Origin of the sequence: Nocardia sp. SYP-A9097 (genome assembly GCF_009649815.1) — a bacterium.
Lineage (GTDB): Bacteria > Actinomycetota > Actinomycetes > Mycobacteriales > Mycobacteriaceae > Nocardia.
This window is the reverse complement of record NZ_WJIC01000029.1, coordinates 1-22,321: the sequence shown is the minus strand read 5'-3', so window position 1 is coordinate 22,321 and position 22,321 is coordinate 1. Positions and strand designations below refer to the sequence as shown.

The window sequence follows — 22,321 nt, the reverse complement described above, 5'->3', positions numbered from 1 at the left end:
TATCGGCGCAACCCCGTGAACGCGATCCCGTTCACCATCCGCTCGGATTCACCGGTCGTCGCGTCGCCCTATCTGCAAGGCTCGCGCCCGCTGGCCGTGGCCCTCTGGATGAATCCGTTCGGCCAGACACCTCCGATGAACAACCACCGTGTAGGCTTCGGGACCATCAGTGGTCATCACCGCCAAGGTCAGGCCGTCGCCTCCAGCGCTGAGCGTTGTTGAGGCTCCGCAAAAGTCGCACGATCTCTTGAGTGACTCGAGATCGCGGGGACGCAGACTGCGCCTGATTCGACCCGGCCGGACACCCGCTCCGTGCGGAGACCAGGAACCGACCTGTTCGACCATCGCGTCGATCTCAGACCCGACCGGCGGGAACATCGTACAGACCTCATCCCCGGGATGAGCTCGGCCGAACAGCTAGATCATGTCCACCGACGCGAAGACACCCTCGTGACCGATGATGTCAACGAACAGGTCCCAGGGCTCATGGCCAGCGATTCTCACCCGAACCTGTTGGCCTGGAAGGATTGCCCTGCTATCGGCCGCCCCGGTTCGCCGATCGATGACTTCGGAATTCATGAGTACAGCCATTCGCTCCGCGCGATCCGGAGGCGGCTCGGTGGGTACCTGCCAGGCATAGAGCCAGCCTTGGTCACTCCGGTCCAGCTCGGATCCAGCATCGATGACTTCCTGTGGACTCGCACACAAATCGTCTGTGTGGTGGCCCCGGCGGGATTGCTGTACCTCTGGGCGATCTGGGTGGGATCGATTCTCGCCCTGGCGATCTGGATGGTGAGCACGCTTGTCAGCACCGTGCGCATGCACCTTCGTGGCTGGAAATCCGGAAATATTCGATTCCTCGCCGGGTTTGCAATTATCCCCTGCTACTTCGGCATAGACACGATCCTTGTCCTGTCCATTTATGGGCGGGGCAATCCGATCATCGGCTGACCTGAGGTGGCCGTGATTCACGCTGCGTCGGCAGCTCCAGACGTTCCGCGCGGACGCCAACGGCCCGAGTAGCCTCGGGCCGTTGATGTTCGGACTGTCGCATCTGGCCGTTGTGCACGGGTATCGACAGCATCATCGATTACGTAATCCAGCTGGGGGGCTTCGATTGCGCCGCTACTTGACCGAGCCGGCCAACTGATCGGCATACGGGGCAACGAATTTTCCGATGATGGGTAGCTCGGCGCGGACACCGCCGGTGTTGTTCGCCTGGATCATGGCCATGATCCAGATGACGACCGCGAAGACCGCGACTGCGAGTCCGGCGAGGCTGAAGATGATCCCCAAGGCTCCCAGGAGCGAGCCGATGATGCTCAGCACGGTATTGACCACCGAGACGGCCCCGAAGAGGACGATCGATTGTGCGGCATGGAATTTCACATCGGGGTCGTTCTTTCCCATGAATAGGAAGATGATTCCGGTGAGCCATCCCAGCGCGTACGACAGGATCGCGCTGGTCTTTTTGTCCAAGCCGGTGGACTGTGGCTGGTTCGCGGGGGGTTGTGAAGATGTCATGGGGTAAGTAGATGCCGTAGGCGCCCCCTCCCGATCCCAACTTTCCGCTCGAGCCCACAGGTCGCGGGCCAACCGACGCCGGGGATCCCGGACGTGGTTCTCGCGACGAGGTGACTGCCGACGAGCTCGAAACGGGGTCGCCGCAGTTTCACCTGCGTCCTCGCCGACTCCCGAATTCGGCTCACCGCCTTCGCGGAATCCCTGTGCCCGGCAACGGAAACCCCGCCCCCGGATGCTCTCGCTCGGAACCGCTATTTCCTGTCGGGCCGCTAATGTCAAGCGGATAGACGCGGTGCAGGTGCAGAAGAAGCTCGAGCTCTCGCCCGATGAGGACTTCATCTTCACGGTGTGGCAATACCGGATGATGCAGCGCGACATCGCCGCATCGAAGGGCAAGTACCTTCCGTCCAAGCGCGAAATTCGTAATTCCTTCCGCGACAAGGTGGTTGAGGCCATCATGCAGCGTAACCAGGAAGACTGGTCCCCCGCTGTCGCTGAGGTTGTCAGCCAGATCTTGGTGGAGGGTGAGTCTCCGAATCTCGAGGCGCTCGAATCTGCTGGGCCAGAGATCTTCTCGGTCGTGACGAGACGGTCACGGGCTCTGCTTCTGCTCATCGACCTGTATGGCTTCGAGCCGTGGGTAGAGGGCAAGTGGGAGAAAGCCGTCCGCGCCGAGGCTCTCATCGCAGCTCATAGGTCGATGGATCGACTGCATCCGGAAGACCTCCATGCTGTGGAGACCGCATACAAGGACGCGATCAAGAAGCTGTCGAAGGCGGGTAACTGGAGCAAGTACGCGCTCCTCGCCGGGGCCGGCCTCGGACTCGGAGTCCTGACCGGCGGTCTCGCCGCACCAGCAATCGCGGGAGCGTATGGAGCGCTTGTTCTCGGCTATTCGGGCGCGGTGGCAACTTCTGCGGGCCTGGCCGCGATCGGCGGCGGTTCCATTGCTGCCGGTGGTCTCGGCATGGCCGGTGGTGCCGCCGTCATCACCGGCTTGAGCGGCGCCGTAGGAGCCGGGGCAGTCACGGTGGCGGGCAGGGCCTCCGGGTTCACAGCAGCTCGCATCGCAGCCGACGCCATCCGACTCCACGTCGTGACCCAACTTGTACTGCGCGATGTCGACGGCAACGAAGAGGCAGCAAAGGCTGTCATTGTCAGTCTCCGTGAGCGAGTCACAAATCTCGGCAAGACCGTCGTGACACTTGCCGAGCGAATCGAAATCCTTCGTGCGCAGCTCGAGACCAAGCAGGCGGAGTTGGACGCGGAGAGGGGTCAACGCCTGGCTGCTGAAGATCGCGTCGCCCGCTTCCGGGTCGTCGCCGACCGGCTCAAGGAGCGTGTCACCGGACCCGAGAACGATGAACTTCAGGCATTGCTTGCCGAACTCGAGGACCTCGAGGGCGAGAAGAAGACCGTTGAGAGCCTTGCTCAGGGGGTCTGCATCCTCGCAGACGACCTCGAGGATGCGGCGTGAGCACCGCCGGCGGCGACTCCGGCGACCGGATCTCGCCGATCGATGACGACTACATCGGCAACTTGGACGCACTCACGCGCGACCTCGACGACATCGAAATGATCGCCGCATCAGCGCTTTCGGACAAGCCGGCCGACCACGCGGCGAGAGAGCGCATCGCGAGCACTCCGACAGACCTCACCTATTCCGAACTCACAGCCCGTAATCAGGATCGTCGCGCAGTCGAGGGATGGGGCGAGCCCGAAATAGCCGACATCCTCGACCCGATCGCGCTGGAACAGCTCGATGGATGGCGTGCAGCCCAACGGATTCCGTGGGAACGAAGCGACCTGGTGGTCGTCGGCATCTCCGGGCTCATCGGCGCACTCGGCAACCTCTACGACAACCACGTGGACACCGCAGTCCTCAACGGCCTGTCCTTGTTGAAGAAGAGCGACCTGCTGCGCCGGTGGGAGAAAGAGTCCGCCCGACTCCCCATCGATTACACCGGTCCGAGATTCGGCGGTCCGGCACATCGTGTCCGGTCCGCCGGCCACGACATCGGCCGGTTCTTCACCGCCCTTAATCAAATCCGCACCGGGATCTTCGAAGGTACATGGTGGGACGACGGACAACGGATGGTCGCACACGTTACGGCAACTCGCTCCGGTCTGCCGTTCGCGCAAGCGCCCGAGCCGCATCTCGCAGTCGCGCTTTTGCTGAAGCACTGGGCCGCAGACTTTGTCACCCCGATGAACCTTCCGCTGCCGGGCTGGACAATTCTCTGCGAGATGCCCAACCCCGACTTGCGGAATTTTGCCATTGACGCTTACGCCGGAACGAATTCCGGCGACGGGCTGAATCTTCGCTCCGGCATGTTGACGCCCGGCCTAGGGATGCTCGCGACCGAGGTCGTCGTCCGAACCCATACGCACCTTCGGGCCTACCGTTCCACCGGCACTTCACGCCTGGCGACCTCCGCGGCGGCCAACCACACAGAGATGCTGCTCGCCGCGCACGCCGCGGCCGGAGCGATCAGCCTATCGAAGACCGCCGCGGCAACAATCGCCGGGGAAACCGTATTTGCCGCTCGACATCTCAATATTCCTGTTCTGATGCGGATCGGCATGCTCGCGCTGAAAGTCCGCTCCGATGCTGCGGCCCGTGCGGAAACCGGAGCACCGTCGTGGGAACAGTTGCTCGCTGCGGAAGCGGCGACTTGGACCCTGCCCGAGGCGGTCACCATCGCGGACCTATTGACGGACTCGCGTACCGGCTCGATCCCGCGTGCTGGCAAGTCAGTAGGGGCCGACGCCGCCTTCGGTGCTATTCACCTCTGGTAGCCGGGTGGCCTGTTCGCGGTGAACGGCCACCCGGCTACCAGGGGTGACGAGGTCAGGCGGTGCCGGCCGCGCTGCGGATGATGTTCGCGACGACCTCGGGGCGGGAGACGTAAATGGCATGGCTGCCAGGGGTTTCCATGACGGTCGCACCGATCCGTTCGGCCATCGAGGCTTGCGCTACGGGCGGGATCATCTTGTCCTCGGTGACGTGCAGGTACCAGCTGGGCTTCACTCGCCAGGCGGCTTCGCTGATGGGTCCGCCGAGGGCGTCCAGGCCCCACGGGACCTGCGAATCGGCCAGGAACTTGCCGTCGGCCGCGCTGAGGTCTCCGGCGAAGGACTCGTGGAACTTGGCTCGGTCCAGGAACAGGTAGCCGTCCTGCGGGGGCAGGATCGGGGGCTGGGGGCCGTCCTGGGGGAAGGTGCCGAGCAGGGCGTTCACCGATTCGCCTTTGTCGGGGGCGAAGGCGGTGATGTAGACGAGGGCGGTGACCTTCTCGTGGGTGCCCGCTTCGGTGATGACCGCGCCGCCGTACGAATGGCCGACGAGTACGACATCGCCCTCGATATCGTCGAGGACCTGCCGGGTGGTCGCGGCATCATCGGCGAGCGACTTGGTCGCGTTCTGGACCACGCGCACACTGAATCCGTCTGCGGCGAGCTCGTCGTAGACCGCGCGCCACCCGGATCCGTCGACGAAACCGCCGTGCACCAGGACGACGGTCTTGCTCTGTGTACTCATGTTCGGAGTCTCCTCTGTGCTGAATCGTTGTTCGGCACAACCAAATCTAGGCGCGCGGCCGGAGCGCAGAATCCGTCAATTGACGTACATCAGCCGGAGTGTTTGCTCATCGCGTCGCGCAGCGCACCGCGGGTGGCGATACCGAGTTTCGGGAACACCCGATGCAGATGGGTGGATACCGTGCGCGCGGACAGGAACAAACGCTCGGCGATCTCCTTGTTCGTCAAACCGGACGCCGCGAGTTCGGCGACCGCCCGCTCCTGCGGTGTCAGCACCGATCGCACCTCGACCGGTTCACCGGCCGCACGCAGTTCCGATCGAGCGCGGTCCAGCCACGGAATCGCTCGCAGGCGTTCGAATGCCTGGGCCGCGAGGGCCAAATGTGCTCGGGCAGAAGCCGGTTCGCGCTCTCGCCGCAGTCGCTCGCCGTAGAGCAGTTCGACGCGGGCACGTTCGAACACCCAGCGCTGAGAGTCGTGTGTGGCCAAGGCGTCGTCGAACAGTTCACGCCAATCCTGTTCGGCCGTAAGGGCCAGCGCGGCCGTGCTCACCATCCGAAGCTTGGACGACAGCTCGGGTACACCCGCGGCGACGGCCGCTTCGGCGTGGGCTCTTGCCTCGGCAACGCGGCCGCTGCGGGCGGCTGCCTCGGTGAGTTCGAGCACCAGCCAGAGTGCGAGCGGCGTGTAGTGCGGAAACCGGCCCGGCGGATTGACCGCCGCGGCATGGCGATACGCCTCGTCGAACGCCGACTGTCCGAGTGCGATGAGGCATCGAATATGCGAGGAGTAGGCGGCGAAGGTCGTGAGACGGCGCGGCGCGGCCCACAGCAGTAGTTCCTCGGCGGCGAGGTCGGCGGCATCGGTATTGCCGCGCGCCGCGTCGACGAGCGCGCGCAGTAGGTTCCCGGGTCCCGCCAGCAGCGTGTATCCGTACTCGGCACACAGTTGCAGGCCCTCGGCGGTGACCTCGATCAGCTCGTCCCAGTTGCCTTCGAACCAGTCGTCCTGGGCGATGAGGAACAGGGCTTCGATGGCCTTGGCGATCGCCCCGCCGCGCCGCCCGTCGGCGATCACGCGCCAGAGTGCTTCGCGCGCTTCGCCGATGTGATCGATACAGGCCCCGGCGGTCACGACCCGGACGATCCGCAGCGGATCGGAGGTGAAACGCAGTCCGTCCAGCGCGTGTTCGAGATGCCGCAGATCTTCGGGCGTGGCCGCGATCGGGTCGGCAAAGATGTTGTGCAGCAACGACAATGTGTCGGTCGGCTGCGGCTTCGCGCGCTCGAGGACCTTGTCGATGTCGTGCCAGAGTTCGGGGCGGCCGCTGAAGAACCCGACATACAGCAGCGTGTGCAACGCCTCGACCATTGTGTCCCGGCCCGAATCGATGTCCCGCTCATGCACTTCGATGGTCGCCAGCAGCAGTCTACCCGCGGTGGTGGCGTCACCTTCATCGTTGAGTAGCTGGGCCGCGGCGGCGACGGCCGCTTCCAACGACGGGGTGTCGCGGGCATCTGTGCGATTGGCCTGCGACAGCAGCCGTGCGGTGTCGGCGAGGTCGCCGGTGATCGAGGCTCCCAGATAGGCCGCACGGGCGATACGCCGTGCCCGGTCGGAATCCGCGGGACTCAGCTCGGCCGCACGCAGCATTGCCGCCGCCGCGCGCCTGCTGTCGCCGTGCCGAATCATATTCTGCGACAACGTCTCCAGCGATGCGGCAATCTCCTCATCGGGTCCGATCGCGGCCTGCCCGAGGTGCCAGGCGCGCCGTTGCGGTTGGTCCGCGAACGCCTCGGCGAGGATGCGATGAACGTGCCGGCGTTCCTCGCTGGACGACTGCTCGATCACCGCCGAACGGATCAGCGGATGCCGGAATTCCATTCGGCCGGTATGCGGATTCACCCGGACGATCCCGGCCCGCTCGGCAGGAGGCAGATCGGCCTGCCCGTTCGGTGTCGGGGCGCAGTCTTCCAAAGCCAGGCTGTTCTCCGTACCGGCGAGAATCACGAACAGCAGCATCCTTCGCGTCCCCGCCGGGAGCCCGGCGAGCCGGTCGGCGAACAATCGCTGCAACCGATCGGTCAGCGGCAGCACCGCGGGCAGATCGGCCGGAGCCTTATCTTCGGCGAACGCGGCGGGCAGTTCGAGCAGCGCGAGCGGATTGCCCTGCGCATCATCGCGAAGCCGCCGGCGCACGCGCGCCGACAAGGCCGGAAATGTGCTGCGCAACAACCGGTCCGAATCGCCGTCGTCCAGCGGCGCCAGGTCATGGACCCGGAAGCCACTGCGCGTGAACCCGTCATCGGCGTCCGCCCGCACCGCCACCAGCATCCGAATATCGGTCCCCGTCCAACGCCGAGCCGCGTAACTCAAAGCCATCGTGCTCGACAGATCCAGCCACTGCACATCATCCACCAGCAGCAGCAGCGAACTACCCTGCACAACAGCAGCTTTCAGCAAAGCCAGCGTCGCCGCCCCGGCAATGAGCTGAGACGGCATAGCCCCCGGCTCCAACCCCATGATCACGTTCAATGCCTGCCGATGTGCCGGGCTCAACTCGCCCACACCATCCAATAGTGGATGCAACAACTGATTGAGCGCCCCGAACTTCAACTCGGCCTCATACTCGAGCCCCGCCGCCCGCAACACCCGAACCCCCTGCGCCACAGCAATTTCCGCAGTCATATCCAGCACTGCGGTCTTACCCACCCCCGGCTCCCCGCGAACAACCAACACCGCTTCGCCGCCCCCGAGCACGAACTCGGAAATCAGCTCCCGCTCGACCTCACGACCAACCAACACGGCAACCCTCACCCCGCTCGACAGCACAGTCCACCGAGTTAACGCCACCCCGGAACAGAAAGACAACCATCCACTTCATGACCGCGGGCGCGGACCGCGCGGTGTCTTCCGGGGTGCTGGTTTGTGTCGTCGAGGAGCTCAGGGAGTGACAGGTTTGCCGGGGCACAGCTCCTGGTAGGGGATGTCGGGTGAGATCCAGTCCGTCCACTGCTGGTGGCTGGGATTCGTGACCAGCTTGTCGCACAACACGTCTGCCCATGCGGCGGGTGCTGGGAGCTGCCAGATGCCGCCACCGATGAAAGGCGGATTTCCGTTGAGGGATACTTCGGTGGCGGTGAGGAAGATGCGGCGTCCGTCGTGGCTGAAATTGACCTTGGCGGTCATGCCCGCTGCCGCGATGTCGACGGGTTCGCCGATCTGGCGTCCCGAGGTGGTATCCCAGATCCGCAACGTATAGTCCGTGCACGCCGAGTGACGCTCCGCGCAGGTCGAGGCCAGATAGTGACCGTCGGGACTGTAGGCGATGGCCACACGCTGATCGTCGGGGACGCCTATGGGCGGGCCGACGGCGTCGCCGGTCTCGGCGTCCCACTGCTGAATTCCGTTCCAGTTGGCCGTGGCGATGAGCCGGTCATCGGGACTGATCTTCATATCGGTGAACCAGTTGCCGGTGTCAGGGCCGCGGAGCGGCTTGCCGATCGCCGGGCTTTCGGTGATGTCCCAGATCCGGATCACATCCCCGCTGCGTGAATACAGGCGGCGGCCGTCCCCGCTGAAGGCGACCGATTGGATGGAATATTCATGCCCGGTCATCGGCTCGCCGATCTGCCGGCCGTTTCGCCAGTCCCAGAGCCGGACTGTCTTGTCGGCGCTTCCGGTGGCAAGTGTCTGCCCATCCGGGCTGAAGTCCACGCTGGTCACGTCGTCGCTATGCCCTTTGATCGGGTCGCCGTGCGGCTGCCCATTCGAGGTGTCCAGGACGCGTATGTCTTTGCCGGTCGTGATTGCGAGCCAGTGATCGTCCGGGCTGAAGGCGAACGCGCTGTTGATCTCTCGAAGTGCCTCGGAAACGATGGCATGGCCGACCGGTTCGCCGGTATCGGCGTCGAACCGTTGATATGTGTTGTCTCCGAAGGCGTGGATTCGCGGGCCATCCTCCGTGCTGACCAGGGCATAGTGTGTTTGAGTCCGTACGCTGCCAGCCATCTTCGTGGCAAATGCGGAATCGGGATCGGCGTTCACTATCTGAACGGTGTCGCCGGACACCGAAACGATCCGATTTCCTTCCCGGGTGAAAGCGACGGCCTCCACCGGTTCCTGAAACCTGAGCGGATGGCCGATCGGCTGTCCGGTGTACGTGTCCCACAGCCGCACGGTCTTGTCGCTGCCACCGGTGGCGATCCGGCCCATGTCCAGGCTGAATGCCACTGAACGGATTGCTCCGTAGTTTCCGAAGACCGGCGTGCCGATCGCCGCGCCGGTATCGGCGTTCCACAGCCGCAGCGGCGTCCCTGCGCTTAAGAATGTACCCACACCCAGGGTACTTCCTCCCGCAGCGACGGTGTGGCCGTCGGGGCTGAATGCAACGCTGAGATTACCGTCCGCGTTGCCCATGCGTGGGTCGCCGCCTCTCAGCGGTTCACCAAGGCGCGCACCGTTACTCGCGTCCCAGAGCCTGACAGTGTTGTCCATACCCGCTGAAGCCAGGCGGCGTCCGTCCGGACTGAAAGCCAGAGCGGACACCGGCCCCTCGTGTCCCGCGAGCGGACTGCCGATCTGTAGCCCGGTCGCAGAGTCCCACAACCGCAAGGTGTAGTTCTCCGTGTCTACTGAAGCAACTCGGTGCCCGTCCGAACTCACCGCCGCCTCATTGCGGATCCAGCCCACAATGCCTGTCATCGGCTGCCCGACGGGCTGGCGGGTGCCGGAGTCCCAGACCCTGATCGAGTGGTCAGTGTTGACTATCGCGACAAATCGCCCGTCGATGCTCAGACCTGCGGCGGCGGACATGGGATCCGCAAACGGCTCTCCGATCGGTTGCCCGTTGGCAGCGTCGACCAGCTGGGTTCCCGACGGGGTGTGTATTGCGATTCGTCGACCGTCAGCACTGAGGTGACTGCCTTGTGGCCGGTCGAATATCTTCTGCAGGTTCGCCTTGTTGCTCAACACCGCACCCAGCGCGCCGATGTTCGGATTCGCCGAGATGTGCTGTGCCGCAAGCAGTTTGTCGATTGCCTGCAGTTCGCTGCCGGGCTGGCCGCCGGCGAGCATGGCCTGCCCTTGCGAGGTCAATCGTTCGGCGAGGGCATCACGGCTACGAGCGTCGGCTTCATCGCGTTTCACATTCGCGTCGTTGCGGGCCGCGACCGCCAATACGAAGCCGGTCACCGCGACCAAGGCCACCACCAGTGTCAAGGTGAGTACCGCGCGCAGGACCCGCGTGCGCGTTTGCAGCACAGCCGCATGAGCTTGAGCCTCGTCTCGACGTTGCTGCGCATTGAGCAGTTCGGCTTCTTGGCGTTGCCGCTCGGCATCGGCTTCGGCATCCTCGCGGGTTCGTGACGCGCGTAGAAATTCCGTCGCGTTGCGTACTCGATTCCCAAACACCGGCGAGTCCGCCAGCTGCTGCGCCGCGAACAGTCGCACACCCTCGATCAGCCACTCCGGGTTGCGCTCGTTGCGCTCCCAGTCCGCGGCGGCGCGGTCGAGGTTATCCGCTTCCTTGAGATCCTCGGCATGTTCACGAAGCCAGCGGGCCAGCGGATCCCATTGCCGGAAAAGGCTTTCCAGTGCTACCTCGATCACCGTCTCGCCGCCACGTTCATCCTTGACGAGCAGTCGCCGATCGACCATGGCGTTGATCAGATCGTGGCTCGCCGGCGGCAGCTCGCTCCAATGCGCGACTCGCCGTGATGGCTGGTCGGTATTCGGATCGACGGTGGCGAGCCAAGGAATGAACGCCGTATGCAGTGTTTCCAATTGCCCTGCGCGCTTGTCGGGATCCGTGGCGAGCAGGGTATCGATTTCGGCCTGGACTATGTGCTGCATACCGCCCATGGCTTGATAGTTGGCGAGGGTGAGTTTCCCGGTGCCGGCGTAGTCGAGGTAGAGGCGCGAGAGTGTGAGCGCGAGCAATGGCAGACTGTCCGCCCCGCCGGTGGCTTCGGTCAGCAACTGGGTGACGAGCGCGGGCTCGAGGCTCAGGCGCAAGCCCGCGGCGGTTGCGCGCGCGGCCGGGCCGGTAATCACCTCTTTGAATTCGGTGACCGGCATCGGCTTCAAGTCACCGAATTCGCGGGCACGCACGCCGAGCAATTCCGGCGCGGTCTGTAGCGCTTCGTAGCGGTCGGCTCGAATGGTCAGTACCGCGATTATCGGCAATTCGGCCATCGCGGCGGATTGCAGTAGACCGCCGAGCAGCGAAAGGCATTGGGCCGCTTCCGGACCGGCGTCGGCGGCGAACAGTTCCTCGGCCTGGTCTATCGGCAATATCAGGGTCGGCGCAACGCCGTGGTCGGCACCGGCATGCTGCGCCTCGCGCAACCAATCCGTCAGCTTGCCGATGTCGCCCGCCAGGCATGCGGCCTTGATATCGCCGAGCGCCGGGGTGGTCAGCCCGGCCCGAATTCTGAACAGGTACACGGCGTGTGCCAGTCCGCGTTCGGCGGTGACCGGGGCGCGTTCGGGCCGCACGATATCCCCGACGATGAAGTTCGCCCGGTCCCGGCGCAGTCTGGGCAGCAGGCCGGCGCGCAGGAATGACGATTTTCCGACACCGGATGGGCCGAGCACGACGAAGAGGCTTTCGACGCCGGTCGTGCGCATACCTCGAATCGCGTCCAGGCCGCGCAGGATTTGCGGGTCGCGGCCGAAGAAGACGGCCGCGTCGACATCCTCCATCGATTGCCAGCCCCGGTACGGGGCGCGCCCACAATCGTCCGGAGGTGGCCACAGAAAATGTTCGGCTCCGATTCCGGTCTCACGTAGACCGCGGAGCAATCTCTGTAATCCGTTGTCCGCGAAGATGATCGGTGCTTCACCGTTTTCGGACGCGACCGTGATGACCGGGCTGTGCCCGTCGGAGAACAGGTCACAGAACTGCCACTCGCGTGCTTTCTCACCGCGCACCCGCGGGTCGATACGAGCGCAGAAGATTCGTTTGTTGAGAGATTCCGCGTGCCGGAATTCGGCGAGGCACTCCGCCGAATGTTCCCATTCCGAAGAGATCAGGCAGATGACCGCTTCGCAACGATCAACTGCGCGAACGAGTTCGGATTTCCAGCGGGTTCCGGGCGCGATACCCGTTTCGGGGTCGACATCGAGAAAGACTTCCCCGCTCAGGCTCGGCTCATTCTCGGTCAGCCACCGAGTGAGAGCTACCGCGGACGTTCTGTCCCGACTGGAGTGGCTCACAAACACCCGATACATAAGGAAATAATGCACCCACGCGGCAACAAGTATCGCGAGTAATGGACTACTCGTTCAGCGCGTGCGAGCGCGTTTGTCGGATCGGCGGGTTTCGCATCATTCACCCAGACGTGTCACCTGTCGGGTGAATTCTCGGCCCACTTTGCCACCCACGTCCGGTTCTCGGCGGCGATCACTTTCTCGCAGGCGTCGACGAAGGTCGTCCAATGCTGTTCGTCGGAGGGTGAGCCCGCTGCTCGCCATTCCTGGAGCAGCTGTTGTAGCCGCCGTGCTGTCGCGGAATAGCTCATCACCAGGAATTCGTACCGGCGGCCGGTCAGATGGCCCGCGCCCGCTGCGCCGAGTGTGGTCAACACCGCTACCCACGGCGTCAAAGCGGATGCCGGAGACAGGGGAGTCGACGCATTGGTCGCGGTGCCGGCCAGGACCGCGGCGACGACGGAGACGATGGTGGCGGCCAGACCGAGCATGAGGGTCCACATCCGCAGGCGCCGCGCTCGATCGGCGTATTCACGCGCCCTGCGCTCGTAATAGTGAGTAATTTGGTACTGCACCCGGAGTCGCACGTAATCGTCCGGGTTCATCGCGGGTGGGACTGCGGTATCCGAACGTCGAGTGCCTCTCGATGCGTGGCTGACGTCGATCTCGGTCACGTAGGGCAGCAGATCGTCGGCGGTTTCCTCGATCTCGGCAATCGCCTTGTGCAGCCTTGCCGCCGCGGCGTCTCCGCTGAAGGGGAGCGCTCGTGCCCGGAACCGGTAGATGACCTCCTTCATGCTCTCCGCGACCGCGCGGGCGCGGGTCCATCGGCGAAACTCGGCGGGTGTGAGGAATTGAGCCGCGAGGAATGTCGCCACCGCGAGACAGACGGCACCGACCGTGGTGACCACGAGCTGCAGCAGTCCCGGCGTCCGGAACACGGTGGCAGTCGACGCCGCGGCGATCGCCCCCGCACCGCCGAGGTACAGCACAGCGGTGCGCGCGCGGTCCACCCGCCTCTTCCCCGCATCCGCGGCACGGGCCCAACGAGCTCGCCGCGCCCACAGTGACGTGACCACCTCGTCTTCTTCGTTCACGCCGCGCCTCCTCCGCTCCGCACCTTCGCATTGTCGTCCCCTCGAACGGTGCCGTCCGGGAAATCGGCACTGCCGAAGACGGAAGAAAAGGGCCGCGCCGACAAGCGCGACCCTGTTCCTTTTGTCCGGTTCAACTCGGCCCGCCGTGCCGCGTGAAGCGGATGGAAGGCGGTTACCTATTCGACCATTGATTCCAGTCGCCAGAGCTGAGAAGGAAGATACTGCGGGGGAATGGATTTCGTGGATATCAGCGGCTTCACCGTGACTATGGATTCAGCGGAGTCGCTGCTCTCCACTGTCCAGCAGAGGGAGGGGTCGGAACTCGACGTGATGGTGTAGGCATCCTGGGCCTCTTGATACTGGATCAGCCAGTCCTGGTCCTGCTCCTGCTCCTGCTGGATAGTGGCAATGAGGTTCCCGTCCACCACCCCGGTGTATGGGTAACCGCCGATATCAAGGCTGTACACCTTGCTATCGACCCTCCGGACGGCCCAGCCGATCACGGGCCCACCCAGAAAGACCTGCTGCCATGCCGGCCGCGTATAGCTGATGCCGACTGGTGGCGTGCCGTCATTCAAGATCCGGTACATCCCCGAGCTGGAGGTCATGATTCCACCGATCCTCTCTCGAGAGCGAATTACCATGTGCCACTTAGAGATAGATGCGCCGAATCAACCATAGAGCCCGCAGTCGAGGCATGGTAGGGGATTCACCGCAAACGAACCGACAGGCCGGTTCGAACTCCCAGACGTGCGAGCAGCGTCATCACCGCGTGCGACACTTCCGGGTTCAACGATCAAGACGAGCTTATCCCGACTCCTTTGCATTACAAAGGATATGAGGGTAGTGACGCGAAAGCCGCACTGAATCATGCGGTTTCATCACTTCGGAAATCGGGAATTCATGGTGAACCCCCGCATTTGTTGACTTGCAACGAATTCGGCGATCTGTTGCGGCGGCTCGATCAATATGAATACGAATTCGAGACGTACCGAATGTTCTCGGGCGAGTAACATGGAATGCTGCAGACAGGGGGAGGGTGTCCGTGAACGGGAGTCCGACGCCGCGTACCACGTGGAAATCGGTGGTGGTGTACCCGGTCAGGTAGTGGTCGGGTACCACAATGTCGTTATCAATGTTCAGGGTTCGTATACCGCTGTGCGCGAGGGTCTTCCGCCGATCGTGACCCGGCGAGTGCGGCCGGTCGGTATGCGTTTGCCTCGGGTTGGAGTCGAATTAGTCGGTAGGACAACGGCAATGGCGCTGCCGCGGCAGTGGGCCGGGCAAGGAATAGCGGCGCATGTCCATGGTCCGCCGGGGGTGGGGAAGTCCGCGTTGCTGCGCCGGTTCGCGGCCGATCGCGCCGGAGCGGGGCACGATGTGATCTTTCTGCAGGGGGCCGGACTGGCGGTGGCCGACCTGACCCAGGAACTTTTCCAATCCTGTTACGACGCACCAGGATACCTGCCCGATCCGGTGCGGCTGCGCCGTCTAATGGGGTCCATTCGGGCGCTGATCGTGGTGGACGATTTCGAGGGCTCAGCTGAGGAATTGACGGCGCTGTCCGATGCGGTTCCATCGAGCGAACTGATTGTGTCGACCGCGCGGAGAATCGCATGGACCGGAGGCCACTCGCTGGAATTGCTGGGTCTGGATGAGCAATCGGCGCTCGCGCTGATTACCCGGGAACTTGGCCGCGATCTCGGCGCCGACGAAGCGGTGGCGCGGCAGTTGTGCAGGGCCGCACGCGGTTATCCGCGTGCTCTCGTGCAGGCCGCGGCGTGGCTGCGCAACGGTGGCCCGGCGAATGCGGTGGTCGATCCCGCTGTGCTGCAACGGACAATGGTGGCTGGGTTGGGTGGGCGGCCGCGCCATGTCCTGGCGGTGATGTATGCCCTGGCCGGTGTTCCATTGTCAATTGCCGTGTGCCAGGCCATGACTCGCGATGCCGCGATCGGAGGGGCACTGGGGGAGTTGGTGGGGTTGGGGTTGGCCGACCGCTCGGAGGCAGACTACCGGCTGGCCGTCGATCCGAGTGTGGTGGCGGCGGGGTTGCCTGGGACAACGCCCGACGCGGCCGACTATGTCGAGACGTTACTCGAATGGGTCTCTCGCACAGCGGCGCCGAGCGATATCGTGGCCGCCGCCGCGGTGCTGGTCCGGGTATTGGACGCCGCGGTCATGCATAGCCGTAGCGCGCCCGCATGCGCGCTGGCGCGGAAAGTCTCGCCCGTGTTCGCGATCACCTTGCGCTGGAGCGCGTGGCGCAGTGTGCTGAAGCTCGGGGAACATGCCGCGATCGCAATCGGTTCCGCGGGTGATCGGGCCTACTTCGAGCACGAGGACCGGATCCGGCGTCGAGCACTGACGGCGGTCGCTGGGGTAGCCATAGGTGGTGTGGGAGTTGGCGGCGGACTGGCCGTCGGTATCGCGGGTGCCGCCATCGCAACCAACGATCCCACACCGGCCGGTTCGCAGGCGCTGCTCACCACGACCTTCGCTCAGCAGCCGACCGCCGGAATCATTACGACTGTCGACCTGACGACACCGAGCACCACCGATAAGCCGGTGACTCCGACAGCAGCACCACGGCAGGAGCCGTCGGATACGGGTGGCTTCTGCCCTCCGGTGGGCGACAGCGCGGATTTCGGGACGGTGGCCGTAGGTGAGACGGTCGTGCGGGAGGTGTCCTTCACACAGCTCGCCTGCGACAACGTGACAGCGAGTTCTGTCCAGGGTGACTCCGTGTTTACCGCCGTGCGCACGTCATGTCCGCCGAACACCAACGGGCAGTGCGTGTTCCGGGTGACTTTCCGTCCGAAGGCACCCGGCTCGTACCAGGCGGCGCTGTTCGTTCCGGACACCTACGGCAATCAGCAGGACGTTGCCATCACCCTCACCGGCAGTGCCACGGCCACTTCTTCGACGACGGTGCCCCTGGCATCCGGCCAATCCTTGAGCAACCCGGCAACCAGCAACCATTCGACGGCAGCGGGTTCGCCGACAGCCCCCCAACCTCCGACAACGACGAGCTCAACGGCAGCCACTGCGCCGACAACCTCATGAGGAGAACCACAATGACTGAATCACCCGCCGATCGTTACGACATTCGCGTGGGCGGTGGCGTGGCCGGGCAGTTCGCGGTGGGCCGCGACAACACCGTGAGTCGAATCGACGCCGGACGCGACGCAAATCAGGTAACCGCATCCGAAATCGCCTCGCTCCGAGTCGAATTCGAGCGCGTGCGCGCCATGCTGCCCGCCGACGACACGGTCGCCGATCATGCCCGCGAACACCTCGACGAGCTCGAGGAAGCTGTCACGAACTCCGAACCGGATCTCACCACCATGGACTACGTTCGCAAATGGTTCGTACGAAAACTCCCGCAACTCGCCGGTGCGGTAACAGGTCTCATCGTCCACCCGATCGTGGGACGCCTCGTTCAAGCGGCGGGCGACACCCTGGCCACCGAATTCCGGCACCGCTTCGGCCCTGATGAATGACTCGCCTGATTGGCGGCGGGGATGGCGGTTCCGTCGACACACTCGTCGAATGAGGCGTGACCACTCCGCCATTCGGCCCTGACCGAATCGCACCTGTCGAATACCGCTGTCTCACTGGTCGAGATTGCCGATACATTGCCAGGCCTGTCGGGCGCAGTATCGAAAGTGGATAAATACAGACGGTGTGGGCCGGCGATGTATCGAGGCGGGAATGTTGCGGCGTTCTCGCCGTCAGGGCAACGGCGCCCGTGGTGGTGACAATGGGGTCTCCTCGACTACTGCTCGACTACTCCGCGCCGCGGTGTCCGTGGCCTCTGCCGCCGCAGGGATCCCCGCACCCGTCAGGGTCCAGCGGTGGGTCGGTGGCCGCCGGTTTTTGCGTCGGAGCCATACCTGAACTACTGAAATGGCCGGTCCATTATTTGATGGACCGGCCATTTTCATATCGGCACCCGGCTAGTGGTGCCGCAGCTTCTGCTTCATTTCATTGCTCATGTCCTGCTCGGCCTCGTCGGCCAGGTGGTCCATGCCGCGTTCCATCCGCTGGCCCTGGTCCTTGCTGTTCTTCTTGGCCTTGTTTGACATCTGGCCGGGTTTTCGGCCCTTATTGCGATCAGACATGCCAACCTCCGTGTCGGTAGGTTTTCGTCCGAGCTACAAGATGGGACGTCGGATTACACCGCGTCCGCCGAGTCTCCGAGCGCTGCCTGCGGCGCATTGTGCGGGCCGCTGACAACCGGATCTTCGCGGCAATTGCCGAGAGAACAATTGCGCCTCGTAGAGCCTGCCGAATATTGCTCATCGTTGTCAACCCTTTGGTGACACCGTTCGGAATGCGGTGAAGAGCCGCAGGCAGCGGTCGGTCATGTCCTGTGGTGTCTGGCCCGGATGCTCACCCCACCAGGAGATGGTGGTGGAGACGATGCTGTACCAGACGGCGAGTAGCAGCGAATGATCGTCGGCTTCGGATATTCCGGCCTCGTTCAGTACCTCCGCTACGCCCTGTGCTCCCAGCGCGTTGAGTGCGTCCTGGTATTCGCGGGCGATGGTGAAGGCCGCGCCGGGCCGGGGGAGGGTGGCGTCGTAGATGATCTTCCAGTTTCGGGTTTGGCCGTCGAGTGCGCCGAAGATGCCGGTCAGGGTGGCCAGGGCCTTATCGTGGGCGCCGTGCGCGGTCTGTGCGGTGGTCACCGCGTCGACCAGTCGCCGGCCCGCGCGGTGTACGCAGGCTTCGTGCAGGCCGTCGCGGGAACCGAAGTAGGCGTAGATGAGGGGTTTGGAAACTCCTGCGGCCGAGGCGATTTCGACTATGGAGGCGTTCGCGTAGCCGCGGTCGCCGAAGGTGGCGGTGGCGAGGTCGAGGATTTGCTCCTCACGCTGCCCGCGCGGAACTCCCTTGGTGCCGGGCCGGCTCATCGCGTTCGGGCCGGATCGATCAGGACGCCGGGGTTGAGAATGGCGGCCGGATCGAGCGCGGCTTTCGCGGCGATCAGTGCGGCCGCGAAAGGCTCGGGCCGCTGCCGGTCGTACCACGGGCGATGGTCGCGGCCGACGGCATGATGGTGGGTGATGGTGCCGCCGGAGTTCACCAGCGCCTGCGACACCGCCGCCTTGATCTCGTCCCACTGCTCGACGGTGCGCCCCCATTGTCCCGCGGCATAGATCCCGAAATACGGTGCGGGACCGTCCGGATACACGTGGGTGAAGCGGCAGGTCAGCACGCCGGTGACGCCGGTGGCGGCGAACGCGGCGTTCACCGCGTCGAGCACGGCGGCGCGCAATGCGTCGAAACGCTCCCAGGTACAAGCGGTTTCGAAGGTCTCCACGATCATCGACCGCGCCGCCAGCGCATCACGCTGATACGGCATTCGCAGGAACGAGGACCGCCAGGCGTCGGCGGCACCCGGTCGCGCGACGGCGTCGGCCGAGTCGGTGACGTTGATCCCGTCGGGCACCCGCCCGCCGTGCTCGCGGCAGATCTCCACCGCACGCGCGATGGGCACGTCGACCGGATGGTCGGCCGACTCGAAGCCCAGCACGAGAACCCCACCCGCAGTACTGGTTCCGGCATTGATGAAGGCCTCCACCGGGTCCAGCAGCCTGCAATTGGCCGGGAACAACCCGGACTGCGCGATGGCCCGTGTCGCGGCGACGGCGTGGCCGTAGTCGTCGAACAGCACCGACGCCCCGGCCCGCCACCGTGGCCGTTCCTGCAGCCGCATCCAGGCTTCGGTGATCACACCGAGAATCCCCTCCGAACCCAGGAACATGCGATCCGGCGATGGCCCGGCCCCCGACCCCGGTAACCGCCGCGACTCACCGACCCCGCGCGGTGTCACCACCCGCAGGGACTCGACCATATCGTCGATGTGGGTATAGACGGTCGCGTAGTGCCCGCCCGCCCGAGTCGCCAACCACCCTCCGAGTGAGGAGAATTCGAAGGACTGCGGAAAATGTCGCAGCGTCAGTTCATGTGGACGCAGCGCGGATTCCAGTGCGGGACCGAGGATTCCGGCCTGGATACGGGCAGCCCGGCTGGTGTGGTCGATCTCCAGCACCTGATCCAGCCCGCCCATGTCCAACGCGATGGTCCCGGCATAGTCTGCGCCACAACGTGGTTCGACCCCACCGACCACCGAGGTGCCGCCGCCGAACGGCACCGCGGCGACGCCCGCATCGGTGCACCAATCCAGCACATCGGCCACATCCTGTTCGGTGCGCGGCCGCACAACCTGATCGGGCACATGATCGATCTGTCCGCGCAACGCGCGCACCACATCCCGAAACGCCTGCCCGTGCCCGTGTGCAACGCGATCGGTGCGATCCTCGGACGCGAGATGCGCCAGAGCCGCGGGCATCCGCATTCGCACCGCCGGCACCGCCAGCCCGGCAAGATCGGGCGGGGTGTGCGCCGTCAGATCCGCACCGGGCAACAGTGCCGCCACCCGCTTGGTGAGCGCATCCAACTCCGTACCGCTGACCGCGTCCTCTTGATTGCCCCAACCCCACCACGACCTCGTCATCACAGGTGCTCTCCTCGACTGCCGATTGAATTGACTCGATGGTAAATTACTAACCGGTCAATTGATGACGGTTTGCGCGGTCAGCGGCGTTTCGAGACCGCTCCGGCATCGACCTTCGGTTACGCGCCAGTTGCCCCGGATCCGGCGCTGCGGCTGCTCGACGGCGTCCGAACCGGCTGGCCGTGGTGGGCGATAACGCCGCTGTGTGGTGTGGCGATTCAGCAGTTACCAATCACATCTGATGCTGGCTCGCGTAGCCACTTTGGCGCGATTTCGTCGAGCAGCCCAAGGCATTCCAGAAGTCCGGGTACTTCCCGACGCGCTACGGCGTGCACTCCGACTCCGACACCTACACAGTCGAGTTGACCGGTCTGGTCCAGCACGCGGCGAGCTGAAGAGCTTCGTAGAGGAGGTGCGGTGGGGGACACCGGAGTTTCTGCCGAAAATTACCGGAGATAAACAAAGCCAATCGGTCGCTATTTTTAGCGGACGATATTCCCGTATTGTTCAATTCGCTTTGGCACGACGGTTCGGCCCTGAATTGCACAGTGGCAGTGGAAGTTTTATTGCCGTGCGTTCGAGGGTGGTCCATGGGACCCTTGGAGGAGTTATCGGTTGGACCGAATCTGGGGGAACAGGTGGTCATCGCGCACCGCGTCCGTCCCTTCGTCGTGCTGTTCGTCGCGGGAATGCTCGCTATCGCCGGTATCGCCTCGGTGATAGCGAGTCCGAGTTCCACCACCTCGGGCACACCTCCTTCCACGTCGCCGTCCAGGTCAATTTGTTGTTCCGGGTCGACCGAACCTCCCTACCACGAACCGACGCTGCGGGTACCGAGTTCCGCGCAGCAGGGCACGAGTTTCACTGTGCACGGCCAATATTGGTCATGCCCGGTCGTGGTCATCGTTCCGGGGTGGTCCGACGAGACGGTCACCACGACGCGCTCGGCCGGTAATACGACGCTGACGGCAGACGTCGACGGGCAAGGTTCGTTCGATGCCACCGTCACCATTTCCCAGCATGCCCAGACCGGTCGGCAGACTCTTACGGTGACCTGTCTGGACGGGAGTGCCGCGGCGGTCTTGAGGTTGGTCGGCATCACCATCGCGCGAGTGGCTCCGCCCCCGGAGACTACGACCACCACCGGTAAAAGTGTTCCCGTGCGAACCACCGATCCGGTGGTGACGACGACATCGGACGGCCCAGCGGTCGCGGAGCCACCGGCGAGTTCGGGTGGGAAGGGCATCGGCACGGCCGGGGCGGGAATCGTCATCGCGCTGCTGTTGGTGGCCGCTACGGGGGCCTTCTACGGTATTCGCGGACGGCTCACTCGTACCCGACGTCAGGATGGTCGCGCACCGGTTGTCCAGGTGAACGCGTACCCGGATACGAATCCCGCGATCGAACTGCGCCACTTGCCATCCGGCCCGACCATTGAGGTCCGGGCGAGTATCGGGGCGCCACAGACATTCCTTCAGGAGTTCCACTGATGACCACCGCACGAGCCATCCTCTACGACAACGAATCTCGTGAACTCGCCGTCGCCCAGCTGGCGGCCAGTCTGCACGAGGCCCACCTCGATGAAGCGGCGCTGCCGGCCGGGCCGATGGTCAGCGACGCCATCCGGCGGCTCGCCCTTCCGAAACTGGCCGACGCCATCCACGGGCTGCTCGACATCGATCTCGGCGACGCCACGATCGCGGGCTGGCGACGCTACGCCAAGATCCACGAGGCGGCGGTCCGCACCCGGACCGGACCCCAGGAGAGCGTGGAGTTGATCACCCACGAACTCACCCAGACCTATCACCCCCACCTCGAAATCCTCGCCGACGGAACAGAAGTCGGCGCGATCACTCTCGATCTGGTTCTCGCACTGCGCTTTCAGCCATTAACCGTAACCATCAACCGCGGCAACCTGGTAGGGCTCGGCCCGGGCGAATGCACCGCGAGCGTCGAGGTCGCCGCCGAGCGGATCGGCACGATCGTTCAGCGTGAGCGGCGGATTCGTACAGGAGTCATGATTAATCTGCATCGGCCGATTCAGCTTGCCTGAACGGTTGAGTGGTGCGGCGTCGTGGGGGGTGGCCGAACCAATGGCGTGGTGCGATCTTGGTGGTGTTCGGTTGTGGCGTGCATGCGAGAAAGAAGAGGTGTGGGAACCCTGGGTGCCGTACCCGGCTTTCGCTCCCCCCCTTGGGTGCCGTCATCTCTCGTTCCAGCCTGGCTGGCAGGTTGTGGTTACGTTCACAGACAAAACATGAAAAAACAAGAATAAGAGACCGGAAAGCTCGCAGGGACAAAGGGATCGAACCGAACGGCCCGATATTCTGAATCACTTTATATCACAACACATTTGGGGTTCTTCGGGGGCTGTTTCGGCGGTAGAATTAGGCTATGAATCAGGGGAGGGAAACCGTAATCG

At 64.3% G+C, this 22,321-nt stretch carries 17 protein-coding genes; 8 read left to right on the top strand and 9 right to left on the bottom strand.

The window, feature by feature from the left end:
* The first annotated feature begins 15 nt into the window (after nt 1-15).
* Both GFY24_RS34135 and GFY24_RS34130 read left to right on the top strand, forming a co-directional pair.
* A complete protein-coding gene (locus GFY24_RS34135) occupies nt 16-222 on the top strand; it encodes a hypothetical protein (protein ID WP_153809244.1) in 207 nt (68 codons plus the stop codon).
* 228 nt (nt 223-450) lie between these two features.
* A complete protein-coding gene (locus tag GFY24_RS34130; RefSeq protein ID WP_153809243.1) occupies nt 451-951 on the top strand; it encodes a hypothetical protein in 501 nt (166 codons plus the stop codon).
* Between the two features lie 174 nt (nt 952-1,125).
* On the opposite strand, the gene GFY24_RS34125 is transcribed toward GFY24_RS34130, so the two are convergent.
* A complete protein-coding gene (locus GFY24_RS34125) occupies nt 1,126-1,479 on the bottom strand; it encodes a DUF4870 domain-containing protein (RefSeq protein ID WP_228566926.1) in 354 nt (117 codons plus the stop codon).
* Between the two features lie 337 nt (nt 1,480-1,816).
* On the opposite strand from GFY24_RS34125, the gene GFY24_RS34120 reads away from it, so the two are divergent.
* On the top strand, nt 1,817-3,001 hold the full coding sequence (locus tag GFY24_RS34120) for a hypothetical protein (protein WP_153809241.1): 1,185 nt from the start codon (nt 1,817-1,819) through the stop codon (nt 2,999-3,001).
* A complete protein-coding gene (locus GFY24_RS34115; protein ID WP_153809240.1) occupies nt 2,998-4,323 on the top strand; it encodes a hypothetical protein in 1,326 nt (441 codons plus the stop codon). The genes GFY24_RS34120 and GFY24_RS34115 overlap by 4 nt, the downstream gene beginning before the upstream one ends.
* Before the next feature lie 52 nt (nt 4,324-4,375).
* Here GFY24_RS34115 and GFY24_RS34110 read toward each other — a convergent pair whose 3' ends face one another.
* From GFY24_RS34110 to GFY24_RS34090, 5 genes are all read right to left on the bottom strand, one after another.
* Nucleotides 4,376-5,065, bottom strand: coding sequence for an alpha/beta fold hydrolase (locus GFY24_RS34110; protein ID WP_153809239.1), 690 nt, complete (start codon nt 5,063-5,065; stop codon nt 4,376-4,378).
* 89 nt (nt 5,066-5,154) lie between these two features.
* Nucleotides 5,155-7,935: a LuxR C-terminal-related transcriptional regulator gene (locus GFY24_RS34105; protein WP_153809238.1), complete on the bottom strand. Its 2,781-nt coding sequence runs from the start codon at nt 7,933-7,935 to the stop codon at nt 5,155-5,157.
* Nucleotides 7,936-8,007: 72 nt separating this feature from the next.
* A complete protein-coding gene (locus GFY24_RS34100; RefSeq protein WP_153809237.1) occupies nt 8,008-12,297 on the bottom strand; it encodes a TIR domain-containing protein in 4,290 nt (1,429 codons plus the stop codon).
* A 113-nt stretch (nt 12,298-12,410) separates the two neighbouring features.
* On the bottom strand, nt 12,411-13,373 hold the full coding sequence (locus GFY24_RS34095; protein ID WP_153809236.1) for a DUF4231 domain-containing protein: 963 nt from the start codon (nt 13,371-13,373) through the stop codon (nt 12,411-12,413).
* 176 nt (nt 13,374-13,549) lie between these two features.
* Complete coding sequence (locus tag GFY24_RS34090; protein WP_194853128.1) at nt 13,550-13,981, bottom strand: I66 family serine proteinase inhibitor; 432 nt, start codon at nt 13,979-13,981, stop codon at nt 13,550-13,552.
* Nucleotides 13,982-14,630: 649 nt separating this feature from the next.
* Between GFY24_RS34090 and GFY24_RS34085 the strand changes: the two genes are divergently transcribed.
* Nucleotides 14,631-16,439 carry a hypothetical protein gene (locus GFY24_RS34085; RefSeq protein ID WP_153809234.1) on the top strand — a complete coding sequence of 603 codons (1,809 nt, stop codon included), beginning with the start codon at nt 14,631-14,633 and terminating at the stop codon, nt 16,437-16,439.
* An 11-nt stretch (nt 16,440-16,450) separates the two neighbouring features.
* Nucleotides 16,451-16,876 (top strand): hypothetical protein, encoded by a 426-nt coding sequence (locus tag GFY24_RS34080; protein ID WP_153809233.1) that lies wholly within the window; start codon nt 16,451-16,453, stop codon nt 16,874-16,876.
* Between the two features lie 456 nt (nt 16,877-17,332).
* On the opposite strand, the gene GFY24_RS34075 is transcribed toward GFY24_RS34080, so the two are convergent.
* The 3 genes from GFY24_RS34075 to GFY24_RS34065 all read right to left on the bottom strand — a co-directional run bounded on the left by GFY24_RS34075 (nt 17,333) and on the right by GFY24_RS34065 (nt 19,899).
* A complete protein-coding gene (locus GFY24_RS34075) occupies nt 17,333-17,497 on the bottom strand; it encodes a hypothetical protein (RefSeq protein ID WP_153809232.1) in 165 nt (54 codons plus the stop codon).
* A 186-nt stretch (nt 17,498-17,683) separates the two neighbouring features.
* Complete coding sequence (locus GFY24_RS34070) at nt 17,684-18,292, bottom strand: TetR/AcrR family transcriptional regulator (protein WP_153809231.1); 609 nt, start codon at nt 18,290-18,292, stop codon at nt 17,684-17,686.
* Complete coding sequence (locus GFY24_RS34065; protein WP_153809230.1) at nt 18,289-19,899, bottom strand: FAD-binding oxidoreductase; 1,611 nt, start codon at nt 19,897-19,899, stop codon at nt 18,289-18,291. Before GFY24_RS34065 ends, GFY24_RS34070 begins: the two co-directional genes overlap by 4 nt.
* 896 nt (nt 19,900-20,795) lie before the next feature.
* Here GFY24_RS34065 and GFY24_RS34060 point away from each other — a divergent pair.
* Together GFY24_RS34060 and GFY24_RS34055 are read left to right on the top strand one after the other, a co-directional pair.
* Nucleotides 20,796-21,389 (top strand): hypothetical protein, encoded by a 594-nt coding sequence (locus GFY24_RS34060; RefSeq protein WP_153809229.1) that lies wholly within the window; start codon nt 20,796-20,798, stop codon nt 21,387-21,389.
* On the top strand, nt 21,389-21,952 hold the full coding sequence (locus GFY24_RS34055; protein ID WP_153809228.1) for a hypothetical protein: 564 nt from the start codon (nt 21,389-21,391) through the stop codon (nt 21,950-21,952). Before GFY24_RS34060 ends, GFY24_RS34055 begins: the two co-directional genes overlap by 1 nt.
* Nucleotides 21,953-22,321: the final 369 nt, after the last annotated feature.